The organism is Vibrio sp. Of7-15 (assembly GCF_022347565.1).
Classification (GTDB): domain Bacteria; phylum Pseudomonadota; class Gammaproteobacteria; order Enterobacterales; family Vibrionaceae; genus NORP241.
This window is the reverse complement of the sequence record NZ_JAKRGH010000014.1, coordinates 18,309-35,436: the sequence shown is the minus strand read 5'-3', so window position 1 is coordinate 35,436 and position 17,128 is coordinate 18,309. Positions and strand designations below refer to the sequence as shown.

Here is a 17,128-nt window from a genome sequence, read left to right as displayed (position 1 = left end):
TTACTTATTATTTAATTGGCTCGGTTGTAATATTGTGGTCACACGCTTGTTTTCACCACCATCAGCCATCAATTTTTGAGTGCTGATCTGATAAGTGATCATTTCACTTTGAATCAAGCTATCGTCTTGGGCTAATTCTGCTTTGCCTGACATACGTAAAAACTCTTTTGCTACTTCATATTTCAGTTTGTTGGCTTTGCCTTTTAAAGTTTCACCAGTATCGGTCATTTGGCTAAAACGCGCAGGGTTGCCATAAGCTTCAATGATCTCGCGACCTTCTTTATTTTTAGGGCGGATCACAATCAGCTTATCGGCTTGAATATTGATACTGCCTTGTTTTAATGTCACATCACCGTTAAACGTCACTTGATTGTTTTTCATGTCGAGTGATTGGGAATCGGCATTAATGTAAAGGGGTTGCTGAGTATCGGAGCTCAGTGCCCAACTTGCTGTTGAAACACATAAGCAAGCTAATAAGCTAATTTCTAAGAGCTTCATATCTACCTTGTACTTTATTAAGTAATTTTGCTTCGTAACGTTCAAAGTTGCCACGCATTGCTTGGCCTGTGGTTTGGAATTGAGGGCCAAATAATCGTACAGCGTCATCCGTCATGAAATCTTTCTCAATGAGCTGAATGTTTAAGCTATCAGTGGTCATGGATTCAAAGCTCGCCCCTTGAATCAAATTATGAATCACTACATTACCAGTCATAAGCAAAGCGTGTTCATTGTCTAATACTGCATTGTCTGAGCTAATTTGCCACTCCGTGACATCACCTTCTCGGAAGATGGTTAACAGTGGCGAGACAAAATGGGTTTCACCAGTGCTGGAGTAGTGGTCGAGTGAGCGAGAATAAATACGGTAGTTTCGCACCCCACCTTCAGTGTAACTGGTATTGGTGAGGTGCGTTCCACTGAAAACTGGTACTTCCGCACTGGGTATGACTTGTTTGACTTCTTGATTTTGTTTATCAAACAGATAGTACCCTGCCCAACTGGAAACAACCATTAAGAGTATAAAAAGCAGTCTGGCTAGACTCATATACTCAAACCTTTATGCATTTCTAGTTCATCTTTTGCTTGTAGTATTAAATCGCAGACCTCGCGTACCGCGCCATAACCACCATTGATATGGGTAACGTAGTTTGCACGCTGTACTAAAAGCGGGTGCCCATCAGCAACACAGACTTTCAGCCCAACTTTTTCCATGACAGGCCAATCAATTAAATCATCACCAATGTAGCCTGTGTGCTCTGGTGCGATATTGAGTTTGGCACAAATATCTTGGTAAGCTTGCAGTTTATTGTCCTGGCCTTGGTATATTAGTTTAATACCAAGTGCGTTCATGCGGTTTTCTACAATTGCTGATTTACGACCAGTAATAATTGCGACTTCTACACCTGCGCTCATGAGTGCTTTGACGCCATAACCATCACGGGTGTGGAAGGTTTTTAATTCTTCACCATTGTTGCCCATGTAGATTCTGCCATCTGAGAACACACCATCCACGTCACAAATGAGTAGTTTAATGTCTTTGGCAATGGAAAAGAGCGATGGTTCCACCTCACCATATAAGGTAGTAATGGATTTAGGCATTACATTACTCCTGCTTTTAGTAAATCATGCATGTTTAAAGCGCCCACAAGTCGGCCATTATCACATAATAGTAAGCCGTTGATTTTTTTGCTTTCCATGATGTTTAACCCTTCAACTGCCAGCATGTCTGGGCTAGCGACGGTAGGGTTATGCGTCATGACTTCACCAATGTGAGTTGTGTGAATATCAATACGATTGTCTAATAAGCGACGTAGATCACCGTCAGTGAAGATCCCCAGTACCTGTTGTTCTTCATCTACAATGGCGGTCATCCCAAGCCCTTTTTGAGATACTTCGAGGAGTGCATCTTTAATTAGGGAGTCAGCGGTTACCATCGGTAACTTTTCATCATGATGCATGATATCGGCAAGGCGCATTAAAAGTTTACGGCCTAATGCGCCTCCCGGGTGAGAAAGAGCAAAATCATCGGCGGTAAAGCCTTTGGCCTCGAGTAAAGCCATCGCGAGGGCGTCACCCATCACTAATGTCGCCGTGGTGCTAGAAGTGGGAGCCAGTTCTAAAGGGCAGGCTTCTTTTGGTACTGTGATTTGCAAATGAACATCAGATACCGTTGCCATGGTTGAATTCGGTTTACCTGTCATGGAGATCAGGTCGATTCCTTGACGCTTAATGACGGGAACTAATGCTAAAAATTCAGAAGCTTCACCAGAGTTTGAGATGGCAAGCACGACATCCCCTTTTTCGATCATTCCTAGATCACCGTGGCTGGCTTCTCCCGGGTGAACAAAGAAGGATGGGGTGCCTGTGCTGGCAAAAGTTGCCGCAATTTTACTGCCGATAAGTCCAGACTTACCCATGCCCATAACAATGACTTTACCTTGGCAGTTCATCATTAATTCGCAGGCTTGATGAAAGCTATCATCAATGTAACGAGAAAGCTGGTTAAGAGCACTAATTTCAATGTCCAGTACTTCTTTACCAGCGGCACAAAAATCGAAATTGCTTGCCATGTTAATGGTTCCTTAAATGTTTAAGCGGCCACATTATAAAAGAGATATGTTTGATAGGCGATAAAGCACGCAAATAAAATACCACCTTCAATGCGGTTAATACTGCGACTTTTCCCTAAAGCCATAATCAGCAATAAAATAGAAATGGCTAGCATTACATAAAAATCACGCCCCATCGCCAAAGGACTCAGAACTGAAGGGTTGAGTAAGCCAGGGATCCCCATTACGGCCAAAATATTAAACACGTTAGAGCCGATAATGTTACCTACTGCCATATCATCTTCGCCTTTTTTCAGGCTCGCGAGTGAAGCGGCAAGTTCCGGCAAGCTAGTACCAATAGCAATGATGGTTAAGCCAATCACAAGGTCGCTCATGCCAAAGAATTTAGCAATGGTAACAGAAGAATCTACCAAGGTATCGGCGGCAAACGGTAAGGCCACTAGTCCGACTACCACCCAAAGGGCGGCTTTTGCGTTGCTAACGCCTTCTGGGATTTCAGACTCTTGTTCGTCAAGTAATACATCACCATTTTTCTTTTCGTTTTGGCTTATTTTTAGCATTGCAATTAGGAAGGAGATAAACAGAACAACCAGCAGTACACCTTCGTAAAAACCAAGGTGGCTATCCCACAATAATGCACCTGCTAATAAGGTCACAACGAGCATTAGCGGCAGCTCACGACGAATAACGCCAGAGCTGATAGCCAGAGGCTTGATGAGTGCTGTGATACCTAAAATAAGCGCAATATTTGCAATGTTTGAACCTAAAACATTACCCACAGCTGTGTCTGTTTTTCCATCTAGAGCGGCAGTCGCAGAAACCATCATTTCTGGGGCCGATGAGCCCATTGCAAGAATGGTCATACCGATAACAAGTGGTGATACACCTATGTTTTTTGCCAGTGCTGCTGCACCAAAAACGAGTTTATCAGCACTCCAGACGAGTAGGCCTAGCCCCACGACTAGAAACACAACTGCTTCAAGCATGTTTTTTCCTTAGTAAAATAGATGATAAAAAATGGTAGAGATAATATTGCCAGTAATTCTGACGTGTCAGCGTTCAAAATGGAAGAAAAAAGGGGAGGATAATTGTTATTCATTGATTCACAAAGCTTGTTTAATTTAGCAAGCTAATTCATATATTTTATTGAAAAGTCAGTAGAGTTGATAAATAAATTTGATAACCTGCGGTACTATTTATTGTTGTTAAGTTGAGATTGACTCAGATTTGACATAAGAACACTGTTCATTTGTGTGGGATTGGTGTTTAATCGTCCTATTATTTCTTGTTTGTTGGCTCTATGGAATGCGAAGCCAACGCTGTACTCATGATGTACAACGATTAAAGGTTGGATATGACCTCTAGTGATCATTTAGTGACCGTTAAGAACCTTACTTTTAGCCGCGGCGATCGTAAGATTTTTGATGATGTCAGCTTAGAAGTACCGAAAGGGAAGGTAACCGCCATTATGGGGCCTTCTGGCATTGGTAAAACAACATTATTACGCTTGATTGGTGGGCAAATTTTACCGGAGTCGGGTGATGTGTGGTTCGAAGGTTGGAATATTCCAACACTTGGCCGGTCTGAACTGTATAAAGCACGTAAAAAAATGAGCATGCTTTTTCAGTCGGGGGCTTTGTTTACGGATATGACAGTGTTCGATAACGTGGCCTTTCCAATTCGAGAGCACACGGATTTACCTGAAGATTTGATTCGCTCTTTGGTGTTATTGAAGTTAGAAGCGGTAGGATTACGTGGTGCTGCTCAGCTAATGCCAAGTGAGCTATCAGGGGGGATGGCTCGCCGTGCGGCACTGGCGCGGTCTATTGCGCTTGATCCCGATTTGATCATGTACGATGAGCCTTTTGTTGGCCAAGACCCGATTACGATGGGGGTGCTGGTGGAGCTGATTCGTAATTTAAGTCAGGCCCTTGGGTTAACGTCTATTGTTGTCTCTCATGATGTTCCTGAAGTAATGAGTATTGCTGATCATGTGTACTTGTTGGCTGAAGGTAAAGTGATTGCTCAAGGTTCACCGCAGGCTTTACGAGAAAACCCAGATCCGAAAGTACGCCAATTCTTAGATGGGTATGCAGACGGCCCCGTTCCGTTCCGCTTTCCCGCTAAAGCATTGTCACAGGAGTTATTTAATCATGGCGGATAGTGCAGTGATGAAATTTATTGCAAAAACAGGGCGTCGTGGTCTGGATGTCTGTGAATCTTTTGGTCGCGCCACGTTCATGTTGCTAGGGGCTGTGATTGCTAAACCGCAGCCGATTAAAATGTTGCCGCTGGTTATGACACAGTTATATTCTGTCGGCGTATTATCCTTAGCTATTATCATCGTGTCTGGTTTATTCATTGGCATGGTTCTTAGTCTTCAGGGTTATATCATTCTTGTGGATTACGGCGCTGAAACCAGTCTTGGTCAGATGGTGGCGCTTTCTTTATTACGAGAGCTTGGGCCTGTAGTCACCGCGTTATTATTTGCTGGTCGAGCAGGTTCTGCATTAACGGCTGAAATTGGGTTAATGAAAGCCACTGAGCAAATATCAAGCATGGAAATGATGGCCGTTGATCCTTTAAGACGTATTATTGCACCGCGATTATGGGCGGGTCTGATTTCAATGCCATTACTTGCCATGATTTTTATGGCTGTTGGTATTTGGGGGGGGCAGATTGTTGGTGTGGAATGGAAAGGTATTGACCACGGTAGTTTTTGGTCTGTGATGCAGTCTTCTGTTGATCTACGGTATGACATCGTGAACAGCATTATTAAGTGTATGGTGTTTGCATTTACTATCACCTGGATTGCACTTTTTAATGGTTATGATGCGATACCGACTTCTGAAGGGATCAGCCGAGCAACAACACGAACCGTTGTACACTCGTCATTAGCCGTATTGGGATTAGATTTTGTGCTTACAGCACTGATGTTTGGGAATTAATCATGCAACAGACACGTAAATTAGAACTTTGGGTTGGCTCATTCATTTTAGTTGGCTTGGGCGCTCTATTAATCATCATGCTGAAAGTCGCGGATGTGAGCAACATCGGTAATGGTGAAACATACACCCTAAAAGCGGAATTCGATAACATCGGTGGCTTGAAAGTGCGCTCGCCAATTAAGGTTGGTGGTGTCGTCGTCGGACGAATCACTAACATCACATTAGATACCAGCAGCTACTTGCCTGTGGTGAGCATGGCGATTGAAAAGCAGTACGGTTACTTTCCAGAAACCTCTGCTGTGCAAATTTTAACGGCAGGCTTGATCGGTGAGCAATACGTTGGTTTGGTTCCTGGCTTTGTTGATGAAGACATTGATCTGCTGGGTGATGGTGATTACGTAGAAGACACCAAATCAGCATTAGTATTAGAAGATATGATAGGCCAAGTGCTGTATAGCATTGGTGGCGACAGTTCAGAATCAACGACTGAGCCAACGACGGAACAGTAAGGACAGAATGATGAAAAAGATAATTGCACTATTTACTCTTGTAATTGCGAGCTTCTCTTGGATGGCATCAGCCGCAGAGGTGGATAAAACCAAGCCCTACGAGATGATGGAGTTTGTATCGGAAAATACGTTTGCGCGTTTAAAAGCTGAGCAAGAGAATATTCAGCAGCAACCTGAAATTTTGAAAACGGTTGTGCGTGAAGAGCTGATGCCATACGTGAATGTGAAATACGCGGCTTACAAGTTGTTAGGCACACACTTAAAAAAGACAACACCAGAAGAGCGTGAAGAATTTGTTCGTGCATTTAATCAGTACCTTATCGCCTCTTACGCACAGGTGTTAACACAATACACTGATCAGAATGTATTGTTTGAGCCGGAAAAAACCATTCCTGCAGATAAACGCATCATTTCTATTCGAGTTGAAATTGTCGACAGTGCTCGTCCATCGATTAAAATTGATTTCAAACTGCGTAAAAATAAGAAAACGTCAGAGTGGCAGGCGTTTGATATGGTAGCAGAAGGCGTAAGCTTACTATCAACAAAGCAGTCTGAGTGGAATAGCAAAATCCGTAAGGAAGGGATTGATGCGGTTAGTAAAGAGTTGCATCGTTTAGCGTTAAATCCGATTCGTTTAGAAGGCGATAAATAATGGCAGTGCATCCCACTTGGCATATTACCTCTGAGGATCGTGTGGTGTTAGAAGGTGCCCTAGATCGTGAAACCGTGCCAGTATTATGGCGGGAAATCACACAATGGCATCCTAAAAGTGATCAAGTTCAGGTAGACTTAGCGCAAATTGATCGAATTGATTCTGCTGGCATGGTTATGCTGTTACATTTAATAGAGCATGCAAAAAAACGAAACTGTCATATAATGCTTGGTTTCGTGCCTGATCAGCTAATGACATTAATGCGGTTAAGCAATGTTGAATCAATACTTGCCGATCATATAAATAACGCGGCGTAAGAGGTAAACGAGTGGATAGCACTGAAATTAAACAGATTTTAGAAAGTGAACTTCAATTAAGTGAAGTTCACGTGAAAGGTGAAGGCAGTCATTTTGAAGTGATTGCTGTTGGTGACATGTTCGATGGAATGAGCCGCGTTAAGAAACAGCAAACTATTTATGCTCCTCTTATGGAACAGATCGCTTCAAATGCAATTCATGCATTATCCATTAAAGCCTACACGCCTCAGGAATGGGAACGTGATAAAAAATTAAATATGCCATTCTAAGAGGTCGTATTGAATGCATAAATTTCTTATCAAAGGAAGCGATAAGCCGCTTTCTGGTGACGTTCATATCTCTGGTGCAAAAAATGCGGCTTTGCCAATTTTGTTTTCTGCGTTACTAGCAGAAGAACCAGTAGAAGTCGCTAATGTACCTAAGCTGCGTGACATCGACACCACGATGGAGCTGCTAAAGCGTTTAGGTGCAAAGGTAGAACGCAATGGTTCCGTACACGTTGATGCGAGTCAAATCGATAACTTCTGCGCACCTTATGAGCTTGTAAAAACCATGCGTGCTTCCATCTGGGCTTTAGGTCCACTTGTTGCGCGTTTCGGTCAAGGGCAAGTCTCTCTGCCGGGTGGTTGTGCGATTGGTGCCCGTCCTGTTGATCTTCATATCAAGGGCTTAGAGCAACTTGGGGCGACCATCACATTAGAAGATGGTTATGTAAAAGCAGACGTTGATGGCCGTTTAAAGGGCGCGCACATTGTGATGGATAAAGTGAGCGTTGGTGCCACGATCACCATCATGAGTGCAGCAACGTTAGCAACGGGCACAACGATCATTGAAAATGCAGCGCGTGAGCCTGAAATTGTTGATACTGCAGAGTTCTTAAATACTTTGGGTGCAAAAATCTCAGGTGTTGGCACTGATACGATTACGATTGAAGGTGTTGAACGTTTGACAGGTGGCCGCCACGAAGTAGTTGCGGATCGCATTGAAACGGGAACGTTTTTAGTAGCTGCCGCTGTTTCTGGCGGTAAAATTAAGTGTCTTAATACCCAACCTCATTTACTTGAAGCGGTGCTTGCCAAATTGGAAGATGCGGGCGCGTTAGTGGAAAGTGGTGAAGATTGGATCAGTGTCGACATGACTGGCGATCGTGAATTACGAGCTGTGAATATTCGTACTGCACCGCATCCAGGTTTTCCAACGGACATGCAGGCTCAATTTACATTGCTGAATATGGTGGCCAAAGGTTCTGGTATTATTACAGAAACTATTTTTGAAAACCGCTTTATGCATGTTCCTGAGCTACAGCGAATGGGTGCACACGCAGAGATTGAAGGCCATACCGTGATCTGTGGTGATACGGATCACCTAAGTGGTGCTGAAGTAATGGCGACAGACTTACGTGCCTCAGCAAGCTTAGTGATAGCGGGTTGTATTGCCCAAGGCGAGACGGTCGTTGATCGTATCTATCATATTGATCGTGGCTACGACAAAATTGAAGATAAGTTGTCTCGTGTGGGTGCGAATATCGAGCGGATCCCTTCTGGTCGATAACACAACATAACTGCTGTATTGAAACCGGGATCTGCAATAGAGCCCGGTTTTTTATATCTTATGATATCAATATCGAAGAGCTAATACGCATTAATGACAAGACGGTTGGTATTCATCCACTCCATCCGTATAATAGCGTACACATGTACGCTGAGGAGATTATAAATGATTGCTGTACTACGCCTGTTGGCAGTAGCGGTGTTTGCCATCTTAATGTTCACATTAGGTTGTGGTTATTGCTTATTTAGCCCGCGCAACCCAAAACACGTTCATACATTTGGTCGCTTATTTAGCAAAATGTCGGCTGTTTTTGGCATTAAGCTAGAAGTACGTATACCAGATGAGGCTTATCAGCAAGGCACTAGCATGTACATTGCTAACCACCAAAATAGCTGGGATCTGTTTACTGTTTCTGGTGCGGTGATGCCACGTACTGTGACGGTAGGTAAGAAAAGCTTAGTGTGGTTACCTTTATTTGGTCAGCTTTATTGGATCACCGGTAATATTTTGATTGATCGTGCTAACCGAAGTAAAGCGATGGGTACGATTGGTCAGGTTGTAGAAAAAATTAAAGAGCGCTCAGTGTCTGTTTGGATGTTTCCTGAGGGTACGCGTTCACGTGGTCGTGGTTTGATGCCGTTTAAAACGGGTGCTTTTCACGCTGCAATTGGTGCTGGCGTGCCAGTAACTCCAATTGTGTGTAGTACAACACAAGATAAAATTAAGCTAAACCGCTGGAATAATGGTCACGTTATTGTGGAAATGTTGCCACCAGTGAGTACAGAAGGGTGTACGAAAGAGAATGTTCGTGAAATAGCGGCTCAGTGTCGTGAGCAAATGGCACAGAAGCTTGCAGAGCTGGATGCAGAAGTAGAGCAATTAAATATGGGTAGCCGCAAGCAGTCGGCGTAACCACTAGTTATAATTGTCAGTAAGATTGAAGAAGAAAAGGTGCGCTGATGAGCGTACCTTTTCTTGTTTAGGAGCTAAATATGCATTCATACGGTCAGCAACAAAATGTCATCTTGGTTGATGAACAGGGCCAACCTATTGGCGAGATGGAAAAAATGGCTGCTCATGTTAGCGGTGAGCTGCATCTCGCATTTTCGGTATTACTGTACCGGAGAACCTCGGCTGGGGTTGAGTTTTTGCTTCAGCAGCGAGCATTGGGGAAATATCACAGTGAAGGTTTGTGGACGAACACCTGCTGTTCTCACCCTGAGCACAATGAAACGATACTAGCCGCTGCCGTTCGCAGGCTAAAGCAAGAAGTCCACATTAGTGCTGAAAAGATGCCTCTAAAAGAGCTGGGTTCTTTTATTTATCGGGCGGAACTGGATAATAATTTGATTGAGCACGAGCTGGATCATGTGGTGTGTGCTGAGATTGATGATGTCGAATATGAACTTAACCCTGAAGAGGTGATGGCAGTCCGTTGGTGGCCTGAAGCTGAATTGTCAGAGGAGCTAAGTCAGCACCCAGAACGTTTTACAGCGTGGTTTAGCCAAGTTTTATCATTTACTCAAAAAGCGATTTCTGTCGCGTAAACGGTAGTTATATGTGAATAAAAGCGGTGATCTCACCGCTTTTATTATGGAGCGATTACTTACGTACCGCGATCGCTTCAATTTCAATTTTCACGTCTTTTGGTAAACGCGCAACTTCAACACAAGAGCGTGCAGGGTAGTTAGCCACATTATGGCTATCGAAAAACTGACCATACACTTCATTTACAGTGCCAAAATCATTTAGGTCTTTTACAAATACGGTCATTTTTACAATGTCAGTTACCGTTAGACCTGAAGCTTCAACCACTGCTTTTACGTTTTCAAGCGACTGGCGTGCTTGCTCTGCAATATCGTCAGAGACTTCGCCTGTTTGTGGGTTTACTGGAATTTGGCCAGAAGTTAGAACCATGTTGCCAAGATCAACACCTTGTACGTATGGGCCGATAGCTGCTGGTGCATTTTCAGTGTGTAGAACAGTGGTCATTATGATACTTCCTTTATTTATGTCATAGGAGGTTATATGTAACTTCTAGTGTGCAACGCAGCATCACTAAGGTAAAGCCCTAGAACAAAAAACTCTTAAAATCTGATGGGGTCAAAGCTTGAAGTTGCAGCTTACGCCATACCTAAACGTTCTTTTACGATTTGCTCACATAAATCAATGCGTTTAATGTCTCGTGGTGCAATCATAACAGTATCGTTGCCTCCCACAGATCCTAGAATCTCATTGTGCGGTTGAATATCAATTAATCGAGCGACTAATTGAGCACCTCCTGGGTGGGTTTTTACAACCACAACAAGTTGATTATGAGTGACGTATTCAATTTGAGAAGCAATGGAAGAGTTAATACGGACGGGCTCACTTTCAACGGTTAAGCAGTAGACTTTTTTCCCGTGAGCATTAGGAACTTTTGCTACTCCTAAGCGAGAGAGCAAACGAGACACGGTGGATTGACTGACATCACTAAATCCCATCGTGATCAGCTGGTGGCGGATCTCATCTTGTGTAGTAAAGCTTTGTTGTTGTAGCAAACGCTTACACGCAAGGTAGGCATTTTCATCATCATGTTCAATGAGCGTATTTGGCTGAGCTGTCATGGCAACTCCTTAATTTTTAATAATATTGATCATATCTATCGCCAATGAGCTGGCTGAAAAGTGTGGTGTTGGGTTGAATGGTATCAGCTCATACACTTATAAAATTTGATGAGTATCACCAAAAGATTGAGCCAAAATAGGGGGGAGGTCAGAGTGTGATTAAACTCTTATTTTGTGGTGTTTTTTAAACAATATAAAGATTAAAGCCCTGAAATATCAGAGCTTTAATGTTGTATTTTTGTTTTGTGTTAATTGCGTTCTGTAACAATCTCTCGTGAGAACACTTTTTCACAATATTTGCACTTGAGCTGAATGTCTTCTTTTTTAGTGATGACTTTAAAGCTACTGTCCACAGGTTCATCGTGGCTGATGCAGTTGGTGTTTGGGCAGGCAAACACATTGGTGATCATCTCTGGTAGTGTGAGCGGGATTTTTTTCACTACCTCGTAGTTTTCAATTTGATTCACTGTTGCTTTTGGCGCATAAAGAGCAAGTTTGCTGGCTTGCTGTGCTGAAACAAAGGTGTTTTCTACTTTGAGTAGATCTTTAGCTCCTAATGCAGAAGACGGTAAGTTAAATCCAACAGTGACACGTTCAGCAGATTTATGAAGATTAAACAGCTTTAGTACTTTAATGCCAATGTGAGCAGGAATATGGTCGATTACAGTCCCGTCTTTGATGGCTTCAACCTGTAATTGTGTTTCTTTTACCATGATATTGTCTCCTACCTTACAGTTCTTCATTTAATACTAACGCTAACAGAGCTTGGCGAGCGTATACGCCATTTTCTGCTTGCTGGAAGTAATAGGCGTGTGGGGTTTTATCTACGTCTACTGTAATCTCATCTACACGTGGTAGTGGGTGCAGTACTTTTAAATTTTCACGAGCTTCGACTAGATTGTTGGCGCTTAAAATGTAGGCGGATTTGATGTGCGCGTATTCTGATTCATCAAAGCGTTCTTTCTGCACTCGTGTCATGTACAGGATATCTAACTCAGGTATGGCGGTTTCCATGTCCTGCATGATGGTGTACTCAATGCCTGCTTCATCCAGCTCTTCACAGATGTAATCTGGCATCGCTAAGACTTCTGGTGCGATGAAGAAGAATTTTACGTTATTAAATTTAGCCAGCGCTTGAGTTAATGAGTGCACAGTGCGGCCGTATTTTAAGTCACCGACAAAGGCCACATTTAAGTTGTCTAAGCGACCTTGCGTCTCATAGATTGAGAATAAGTCGAGCAGTGTTTGAGTTGGGTGTTGATTCGCCCCATCTCCACCGTTAATCACCGGAACACCATTTGAAAACTCAGATGCTAAGCGTGCGGCACCTTCTTGAGGGTGGCGCATGACGTAGGCATCCACATAAGAAGAGATAACCTGAACAGAGTCGGCCAAGGTTTCGCCTTTTTTGGCCAGTGATGTATTACCACCGTTATCAAAACCAATTACTGTGCCACCCAATCGTTGGATTGCGGTTTCGAAAGACAGACGAGTTCGGGTGGACGGTTCAAAAAAGCAGCTTGCGACTACTTTGTTTTTTAATAGCTCAGGATTTGGTGTTGCTTTTAAATTACCAGCCGTTTCAACGATAAGCTCAAGTTCACTTCGAGTCAGTTCTGGGATGGAAATGATGTGTTTTTGATATAGCGAGTGCGCCATGGCCTTCTCTTCCCTATTGTTGATGACAGTGACATCTGCAGAAGTTGCAGTCAAAAAAAAGCCTCCCATTAATAGGAGGCTTTTTTAAAAAACGATAGGAGAACGAAAACGGACGCCTGCCAAGAGGTCATCTTGGTTACTAACTGGCGCAAGTTGGATGCATTTTTTCGAACAAGCATATTTCATTCCCCAAACAAATTGCGGAGGATTATACGCCCTAAAAATGAGAGCGCAAGCGTTTGCTTTGAAATTATATAAACTATTCATTTTATGGAAGTTTATGCAATGATGGTTCGTTTTTTAGCTTGGTTAACTTATTGTATTTAAAATTTATTTTTTGATAGTGGTGTTAAGCTGCAGAGAAATTATTCCGCATAATTTTAGTCAGTGTAGATAGGGTTTCGGGGGATTTTGATGGAAAAAGCAAAGAAAAAGCCAAAGGGAATAATCACCTTTGGCTTTTGGTCTAGCCTTTACTGAGCTATGTATAGGTTGCTAGGTGTTCGTACTAGTTGCCGAGTGTCGCGACCATGATAGCTTTGATGGTATGCATGCGGTTTTCAGCTTCGTCAAACACAATAGAGTGATCAGATTCGAACACTTCTTCAGTAACTTCCAAGCCCTTCATACCGTATTTTTCAGCAACTTCAGCACCTACGGTTGTTTCATCATTGTGGAATGCTGGTAGGCAGTGCATGAATTTCACGTGTGGGTTGCCAGTGGCTTTTAGCATCTCCATATTCACTTGGTAAGGTGTCATTAATTTCACGCGCTCGTCCCATGCATCTTTGGATTCACCCATAGATACCCATACATCTGTATATAGGAAGTCACAGCCTTGAACGCCCTCTTGAACATTTTCCGTAAGAGTGATTTTCGCGCCTGTATTCTCTGCGATTTCACGGCACTGAGCCACTAACTCTTCTTCTGGCCAGAATGCTTTTGGTGCCACAAGGCGAATGTCCATGCCCATTTTGGCTGCACCTACCATCAGTGAGTTACCCATGTTGTTACGGGCATCACCTAAATAAGCAAAGGTCATTTCGTGTAGTTGTTTACCACGGCCGTGCTCCATCATTGTTAGGAAGTCAGCCAGAATCTGGGTTGGGTGGAATTCATCGGTTAAGCCATTCCAGACAGGAACACCAGCATGAGCACCAAGCTCTTCAACAATTTCTTGGCCAAAACCACGGTATTCAATGCCGTCATACATACGGCCTAATACACGAGCAGTGTCTTTCATGGATTCTTTATGGCCAATTTGAGATCCAGATGGGCCTAGGTAAGAAACTTGCGCGCCTTGATCAAATGCCGCCACTTCAAATGCACAGCGAGTACGAGTGGATGATTTTTCAAAAATCAGCGCGATGTTTTTACCTGTTAGACGTGGCTGTTCGTAACCGTTGTATTTTGCTTTTTTCAATTCAGCAGACAGATCAAGTAAGTGCTGAATTTCGCGTGGAGTGAAGTCTAGTAATTTTAGGAAGTTACGGTTGCGTAGGTTAAAAGCCATAATGTTTATCCTTATTATCTCTCTTGGATTTGGTCAGGGAATTCACTCTCTGCCTTCCGATATAATGGTTATACTAATTTTTTTGTTCTTTTTGAATAAATATTTACTATTTAAGCAACAATATTCGTTCCGGCAGTTCCATTTAAGATGTCTAAACCATCTTCTAGAGCACCAATCCCAACTAATTTCCCACCTTGCTTAATGAATTCACATGACGCTTCAATTTTTGGTCCCATGGATCCGGCATCAAATTGATAGTTGCTTAATTCATTTGGCGTTGTGCTACGCAGCGCTTTTTGAGTTGGGGTCCCCCAATCTAAATATACTGCATCTGCATCGGTTAAGATCAGCAGTGCATCGGCGTTGATTTGTTTGGCAAGAAAAGCCGCTGACATGTCTTTGTCGATCACCGCTTCTACGCCGATCAGTTTGCCGTTTTCTTCTTTTACAGGAATGCCACCGCCACCAGTACAGATAACCAAGTGACCTTTTTCGATCAAGCTGGTGATGGCTTCGTCTTCCACAATGCCTGTTGGTTGTGGGCTAGGGACCACGCGACGGAAATATTCGCCGTCAGGCTTTATGGTCCATTGGTGTTTTTCTGCTAATTCACGGGCTTCTTGTTCGTTATAAACCGGACCAATAGGCTTGGTTGGATCTCTGAACGCTGGATCATTTGGGTCCACGTTCATTTGGGTGAGCATGCACGAGACATGTTGCGTTGGTTCTAAATTGTGCAACTCTTGCATGAGCATGTAGCCGATCATGCCTTGGGTTTCTGAGCCCAGAACATCCAGCGGGTAAGGGTTTACTTTTTTATATTCTAACCCTTGTAGTGCTAGCAGCCCGACTTGTGGGCCATTGCCGTGTACTAAAACCACGTTATAAGTTTTTGCTATTTCGGCAATGGTCTTGGCAGCAGTGGCAATGTTTTGGCGCTGAGTGTCTGCTTCTAGTGGCTCTCCACGGCGTAGCAATGCGTTGCCACCAAGGGCAACGACAACAGTTTGTTTGGTCATGATCGTATCTCTCAATTTTTTGTTTTAAGTATTTTTAGCTGATCGGTTGTTGCCAGCTTTTAATGTGCTGATGTGCTTGGAAAAGCGGTGTTATCAGCGTTGTAATTAGGGCGTAGCCGAGAGCACAAGGCAGAACAGCTCTCGGCTAAATAAAGTCATGAGATAAATTAAGAGATAGTAGGTAAAGCGAGGAAATGAAGCAGAGAGGGCCACCAACCAGGGCAGTCAGTGGCCTGAAGTTGGGGGGATTAAATACCGTCTCGTTCTAATGGGCAGCTCATGCAGCGCGCACCGCCACGGCCACGGCCCAGTTCATTTCCAGGGATTGGTAATACTGTTATCCCTGCTTTATCGTACTTCTCGTTGGTGTAGACGTTACGCTCGTAACCAATCACCACACCTGGTTTTACTGTTAATACGTTGTTGGCATCGTTCCATTGCTCACGCTCTGCTTCGTAGCTGTCACCGCCTGTGGTGATGATGTTGAGCTGATCGACGCCTAAAGACTCTTCAATGGCGTTAACAAAGTAACCTTTCTCTTTTACGGCTACTTCGCCTTGTTCGTTGCCCGTTAGGCTCCAGCATTTTATGTCTTTGCGCATCACTTCCGGGTATACCGAGAACGTGTCTACATCCATATGTGTCATTACTGTATCTAAGTGCATGCACGCACGGTGTTTTGGCAGCTCAAGAGCAATGACTTGTTTTGCTTGGCCTGATTTGAATAGACCAGCCGCTAGGTTTTCAACACCTTGTGGCGTGGTTCGCTCTGACATGCCGATAAGTACAGAGCCGTTACCAATAACAAGAACATCACCGCCTTCAATGGTGGCGTTATCGTAATGTACGTCTTCGTCGCCGTAGTATTTAATGAAGTCTTCGCCTGCAAACATTGGGTGCCAGCGATAAATTGCACGTAAGTGGTTGGTTTCACGTTGACGTGCCGGTTTTGCCATTGGGTTAATTGAAACACCACCGTAAACCCAACATGAGGTATCACGAGTAAATAAGTGATTTGGCAGTGGTTCAATAATAAAATCTATAGAGCTATGCATACCTTGCATCATGGATGCTGATTGAATTGGTAGTTCTGAATACGCTAAACCACCTAATAAAATGGTTGCGAGTTCATCGTTACCCATATCCGATAAGAAAGCTCGAATATCTGATGCAAATGCAGGCCCGAAGCGATAGTTAGAAATTTGTGTATCTAGTAGCCATTGTTTTGCTTCTGGTACTGCTAAGGTGTCGGCAAGTAAGTCATGCAGTAAGAAAACTTCAACCCCTTGGTCGGTTAGCGTTTGGGCGAACGCATCGTGTTCTTTACCCGCTTGCTCTACGGCCAGTACATCATCAAATAATAATTCGTGACAGTTTGATGGTGTAAGGTGGGTCAGTGCGCGCTCTGGGCGATTAAGTAGCACTCGACGTAACTGACCAACTTCTGAACCTACATAAAACTTACTCATGATCGTATCTCTCTATAATGACCAATTTGACAATCCATTGACCCTTATATTGGCGAAGATACGCTGTACTATGCAATATTGACTTTGTCTGTCTTTGCTCTTTTGTATGTCTTCATCATACTCCACTTGATGAGCTATTCTTCGACATTTATCACAAAAAATAGACTTTGACTCCTTTCTAACTCATTGTTTTTTTAACATTATTTATTCATTTGTCGTTTTGTTTCGTGCAAGAATTTATATGTAAAAAAAGTGCTTTTTGATGGTGATTTAAGGGGGTAATAGTCTGATTTTAGTCATTTTGGTGCGTAAGCATGG

21 protein-coding genes are annotated in these 17,128 nt (G+C 43.3%); 9 read left to right on the top strand and 12 right to left on the bottom strand.

The features are described from left to right. From lptA to MHO82_RS14850, 5 genes are read right to left on the bottom strand one after another with little or no spacing between them, the layout of a single operon-like run. Positions 1–498: a lipopolysaccharide transport periplasmic protein LptA gene (lptA, locus tag MHO82_RS14870; protein ID WP_239184793.1), complete on the bottom strand. Its 498-nt coding sequence runs from the start codon at positions 496–498 to the stop codon at positions 1–3. After that, positions 479–1,042 (bottom strand): LPS export ABC transporter periplasmic protein LptC, encoded by a 564-nt coding sequence (gene lptC / locus MHO82_RS14865; protein WP_239184792.1) that lies wholly within the window; start codon positions 1,040–1,042, stop codon positions 479–481. Before lptC ends, lptA begins: the two co-directional genes overlap by 20 nt. After that, positions 1,039–1,596, bottom strand: coding sequence for a 3-deoxy-manno-octulosonate-8-phosphatase KdsC (gene kdsC / locus MHO82_RS14860; RefSeq protein WP_239184791.1), 558 nt, complete (start codon positions 1,594–1,596; stop codon positions 1,039–1,041). The genes lptC and kdsC overlap by 4 nt, the downstream gene beginning before the upstream one ends. After that, positions 1,596–2,567: a KpsF/GutQ family sugar-phosphate isomerase gene (locus tag MHO82_RS14855; protein ID WP_239184790.1), complete on the bottom strand. Its 972-nt coding sequence runs from the start codon at positions 2,565–2,567 to the stop codon at positions 1,596–1,598. Before MHO82_RS14855 ends, kdsC begins: the two co-directional genes overlap by 1 nt. A 20-nt stretch (positions 2,568–2,587) precedes the next feature. Further along, positions 2,588–3,553 carry a calcium/sodium antiporter gene (locus MHO82_RS14850; protein WP_239184789.1) on the bottom strand — a complete coding sequence of 322 codons (966 nt, stop codon included), beginning with the start codon at positions 3,551–3,553 and terminating at the stop codon, positions 2,588–2,590. Between the two features lie 368 nt (positions 3,554–3,921). Between MHO82_RS14850 and mlaF the strand changes: the two genes are divergently transcribed. The 9 genes from mlaF to idi all read left to right on the top strand — a co-directional run bounded on the left by mlaF (position 3,922) and on the right by idi (position 10,091). Then, the gene (gene mlaF, locus MHO82_RS14845; protein WP_239184788.1) at positions 3,922–4,731 is read left to right on the top strand and encodes a phospholipid ABC transporter ATP-binding protein MlaF; all 810 of its coding nucleotides are present in this window, start codon (positions 3,922–3,924) and stop codon (positions 4,729–4,731) included. Then, complete coding sequence (mlaE, locus tag MHO82_RS14840; protein ID WP_239184787.1) at positions 4,721–5,515, top strand: lipid asymmetry maintenance ABC transporter permease subunit MlaE; 795 nt, start codon at positions 4,721–4,723, stop codon at positions 5,513–5,515. The genes mlaF and mlaE overlap by 11 nt, the downstream gene beginning before the upstream one ends. A 2-nt stretch (positions 5,516–5,517) precedes the next feature. Then, on the top strand, positions 5,518–6,024 hold the full coding sequence (gene mlaD, locus MHO82_RS14835) for an outer membrane lipid asymmetry maintenance protein MlaD (protein WP_239184786.1): 507 nt from the start codon (positions 5,518–5,520) through the stop codon (positions 6,022–6,024). Positions 6,025–6,031: 7 nt separating this feature from the next. Then, the gene (gene mlaC, locus MHO82_RS14830; RefSeq protein ID WP_239184785.1) at positions 6,032–6,676 is read left to right on the top strand and encodes a phospholipid-binding protein MlaC; all 645 of its coding nucleotides are present in this window, start codon (positions 6,032–6,034) and stop codon (positions 6,674–6,676) included. Continuing rightward, positions 6,676–6,993 carry a lipid asymmetry maintenance protein MlaB gene (locus MHO82_RS14825; protein ID WP_239184784.1) on the top strand — a complete coding sequence of 106 codons (318 nt, stop codon included), beginning with the start codon at positions 6,676–6,678 and terminating at the stop codon, positions 6,991–6,993. Before mlaC ends, MHO82_RS14825 begins: the two co-directional genes overlap by 1 nt. 11 nt (positions 6,994–7,004) lie before the next feature. Next, positions 7,005–7,262, top strand: a complete 258-nt coding sequence (gene ibaG / locus MHO82_RS14820; RefSeq protein ID WP_239184783.1) for a BolA family iron metabolism protein IbaG — start codon at positions 7,005–7,007, stop codon at positions 7,260–7,262. 13 nt (positions 7,263–7,275) lie between these two features. Beyond that, positions 7,276–8,544, top strand: a complete 1,269-nt coding sequence (gene murA / locus MHO82_RS14815) for a UDP-N-acetylglucosamine 1-carboxyvinyltransferase (protein ID WP_239184781.1) — start codon at positions 7,276–7,278, stop codon at positions 8,542–8,544. 165 nt (positions 8,545–8,709) lie between these two features. Further along, positions 8,710–9,456 (top strand): 1-acylglycerol-3-phosphate O-acyltransferase, encoded by a 747-nt coding sequence (locus MHO82_RS14810; protein ID WP_239184780.1) that lies wholly within the window; start codon positions 8,710–8,712, stop codon positions 9,454–9,456. 80 nt (positions 9,457–9,536) lie between these two features. Then, on the top strand, positions 9,537–10,091 hold the full coding sequence (idi, locus tag MHO82_RS14805; protein ID WP_239184778.1) for an isopentenyl-diphosphate Delta-isomerase: 555 nt from the start codon (positions 9,537–9,539) through the stop codon (positions 10,089–10,091). A 55-nt stretch (positions 10,092–10,146) separates the two neighbouring features. Here idi and MHO82_RS14800 read toward each other — a convergent pair whose 3' ends face one another. The 7 genes from MHO82_RS14800 to arcA all read right to left on the bottom strand — a co-directional run bounded on the left by MHO82_RS14800 (position 10,147) and on the right by arcA (position 16,810). Further along, the gene (locus tag MHO82_RS14800) at positions 10,147–10,536 is read right to left on the bottom strand and encodes a RidA family protein (protein WP_239184775.1); all 390 of its coding nucleotides are present in this window, start codon (positions 10,534–10,536) and stop codon (positions 10,147–10,149) included. 131 nt (positions 10,537–10,667) lie between these two features. Beyond that, on the bottom strand, positions 10,668–11,150 hold the full coding sequence (locus MHO82_RS14795) for an arginine repressor (RefSeq protein ID WP_239184772.1): 483 nt from the start codon (positions 11,148–11,150) through the stop codon (positions 10,668–10,670). A gap of 248 nt (positions 11,151–11,398) precedes the next feature. Then, entirely contained in the window at positions 11,399–11,863 is a 465-nt protein-coding gene (gene pyrI / locus MHO82_RS14790) for an aspartate carbamoyltransferase regulatory subunit (protein ID WP_239184764.1), read from the bottom strand. A 16-nt stretch (positions 11,864–11,879) separates the two neighbouring features. Beyond that, a complete protein-coding gene (pyrB, locus tag MHO82_RS14785; protein WP_239184957.1) occupies positions 11,880–12,809 on the bottom strand; it encodes an aspartate carbamoyltransferase in 930 nt (309 codons plus the stop codon). Positions 12,810–13,317: 508 nt separating this feature from the next. After that, entirely contained in the window at positions 13,318–14,322 is a 1,005-nt protein-coding gene (argF, locus tag MHO82_RS14780; RefSeq protein ID WP_239184762.1) for an ornithine carbamoyltransferase, read from the bottom strand. 110 nt (positions 14,323–14,432) lie between these two features. Beyond that, positions 14,433–15,341, bottom strand: coding sequence for a carbamate kinase (gene arcC, locus MHO82_RS14775; protein WP_239184760.1), 909 nt, complete (start codon positions 15,339–15,341; stop codon positions 14,433–14,435). 248 nt (positions 15,342–15,589) lie between these two features. Next, positions 15,590–16,810 (bottom strand): arginine deiminase, encoded by a 1,221-nt coding sequence (gene arcA, locus MHO82_RS14770; protein ID WP_239184757.1) that lies wholly within the window; start codon positions 16,808–16,810, stop codon positions 15,590–15,592. Positions 16,811–17,128: the final 318 nt, after the last annotated feature.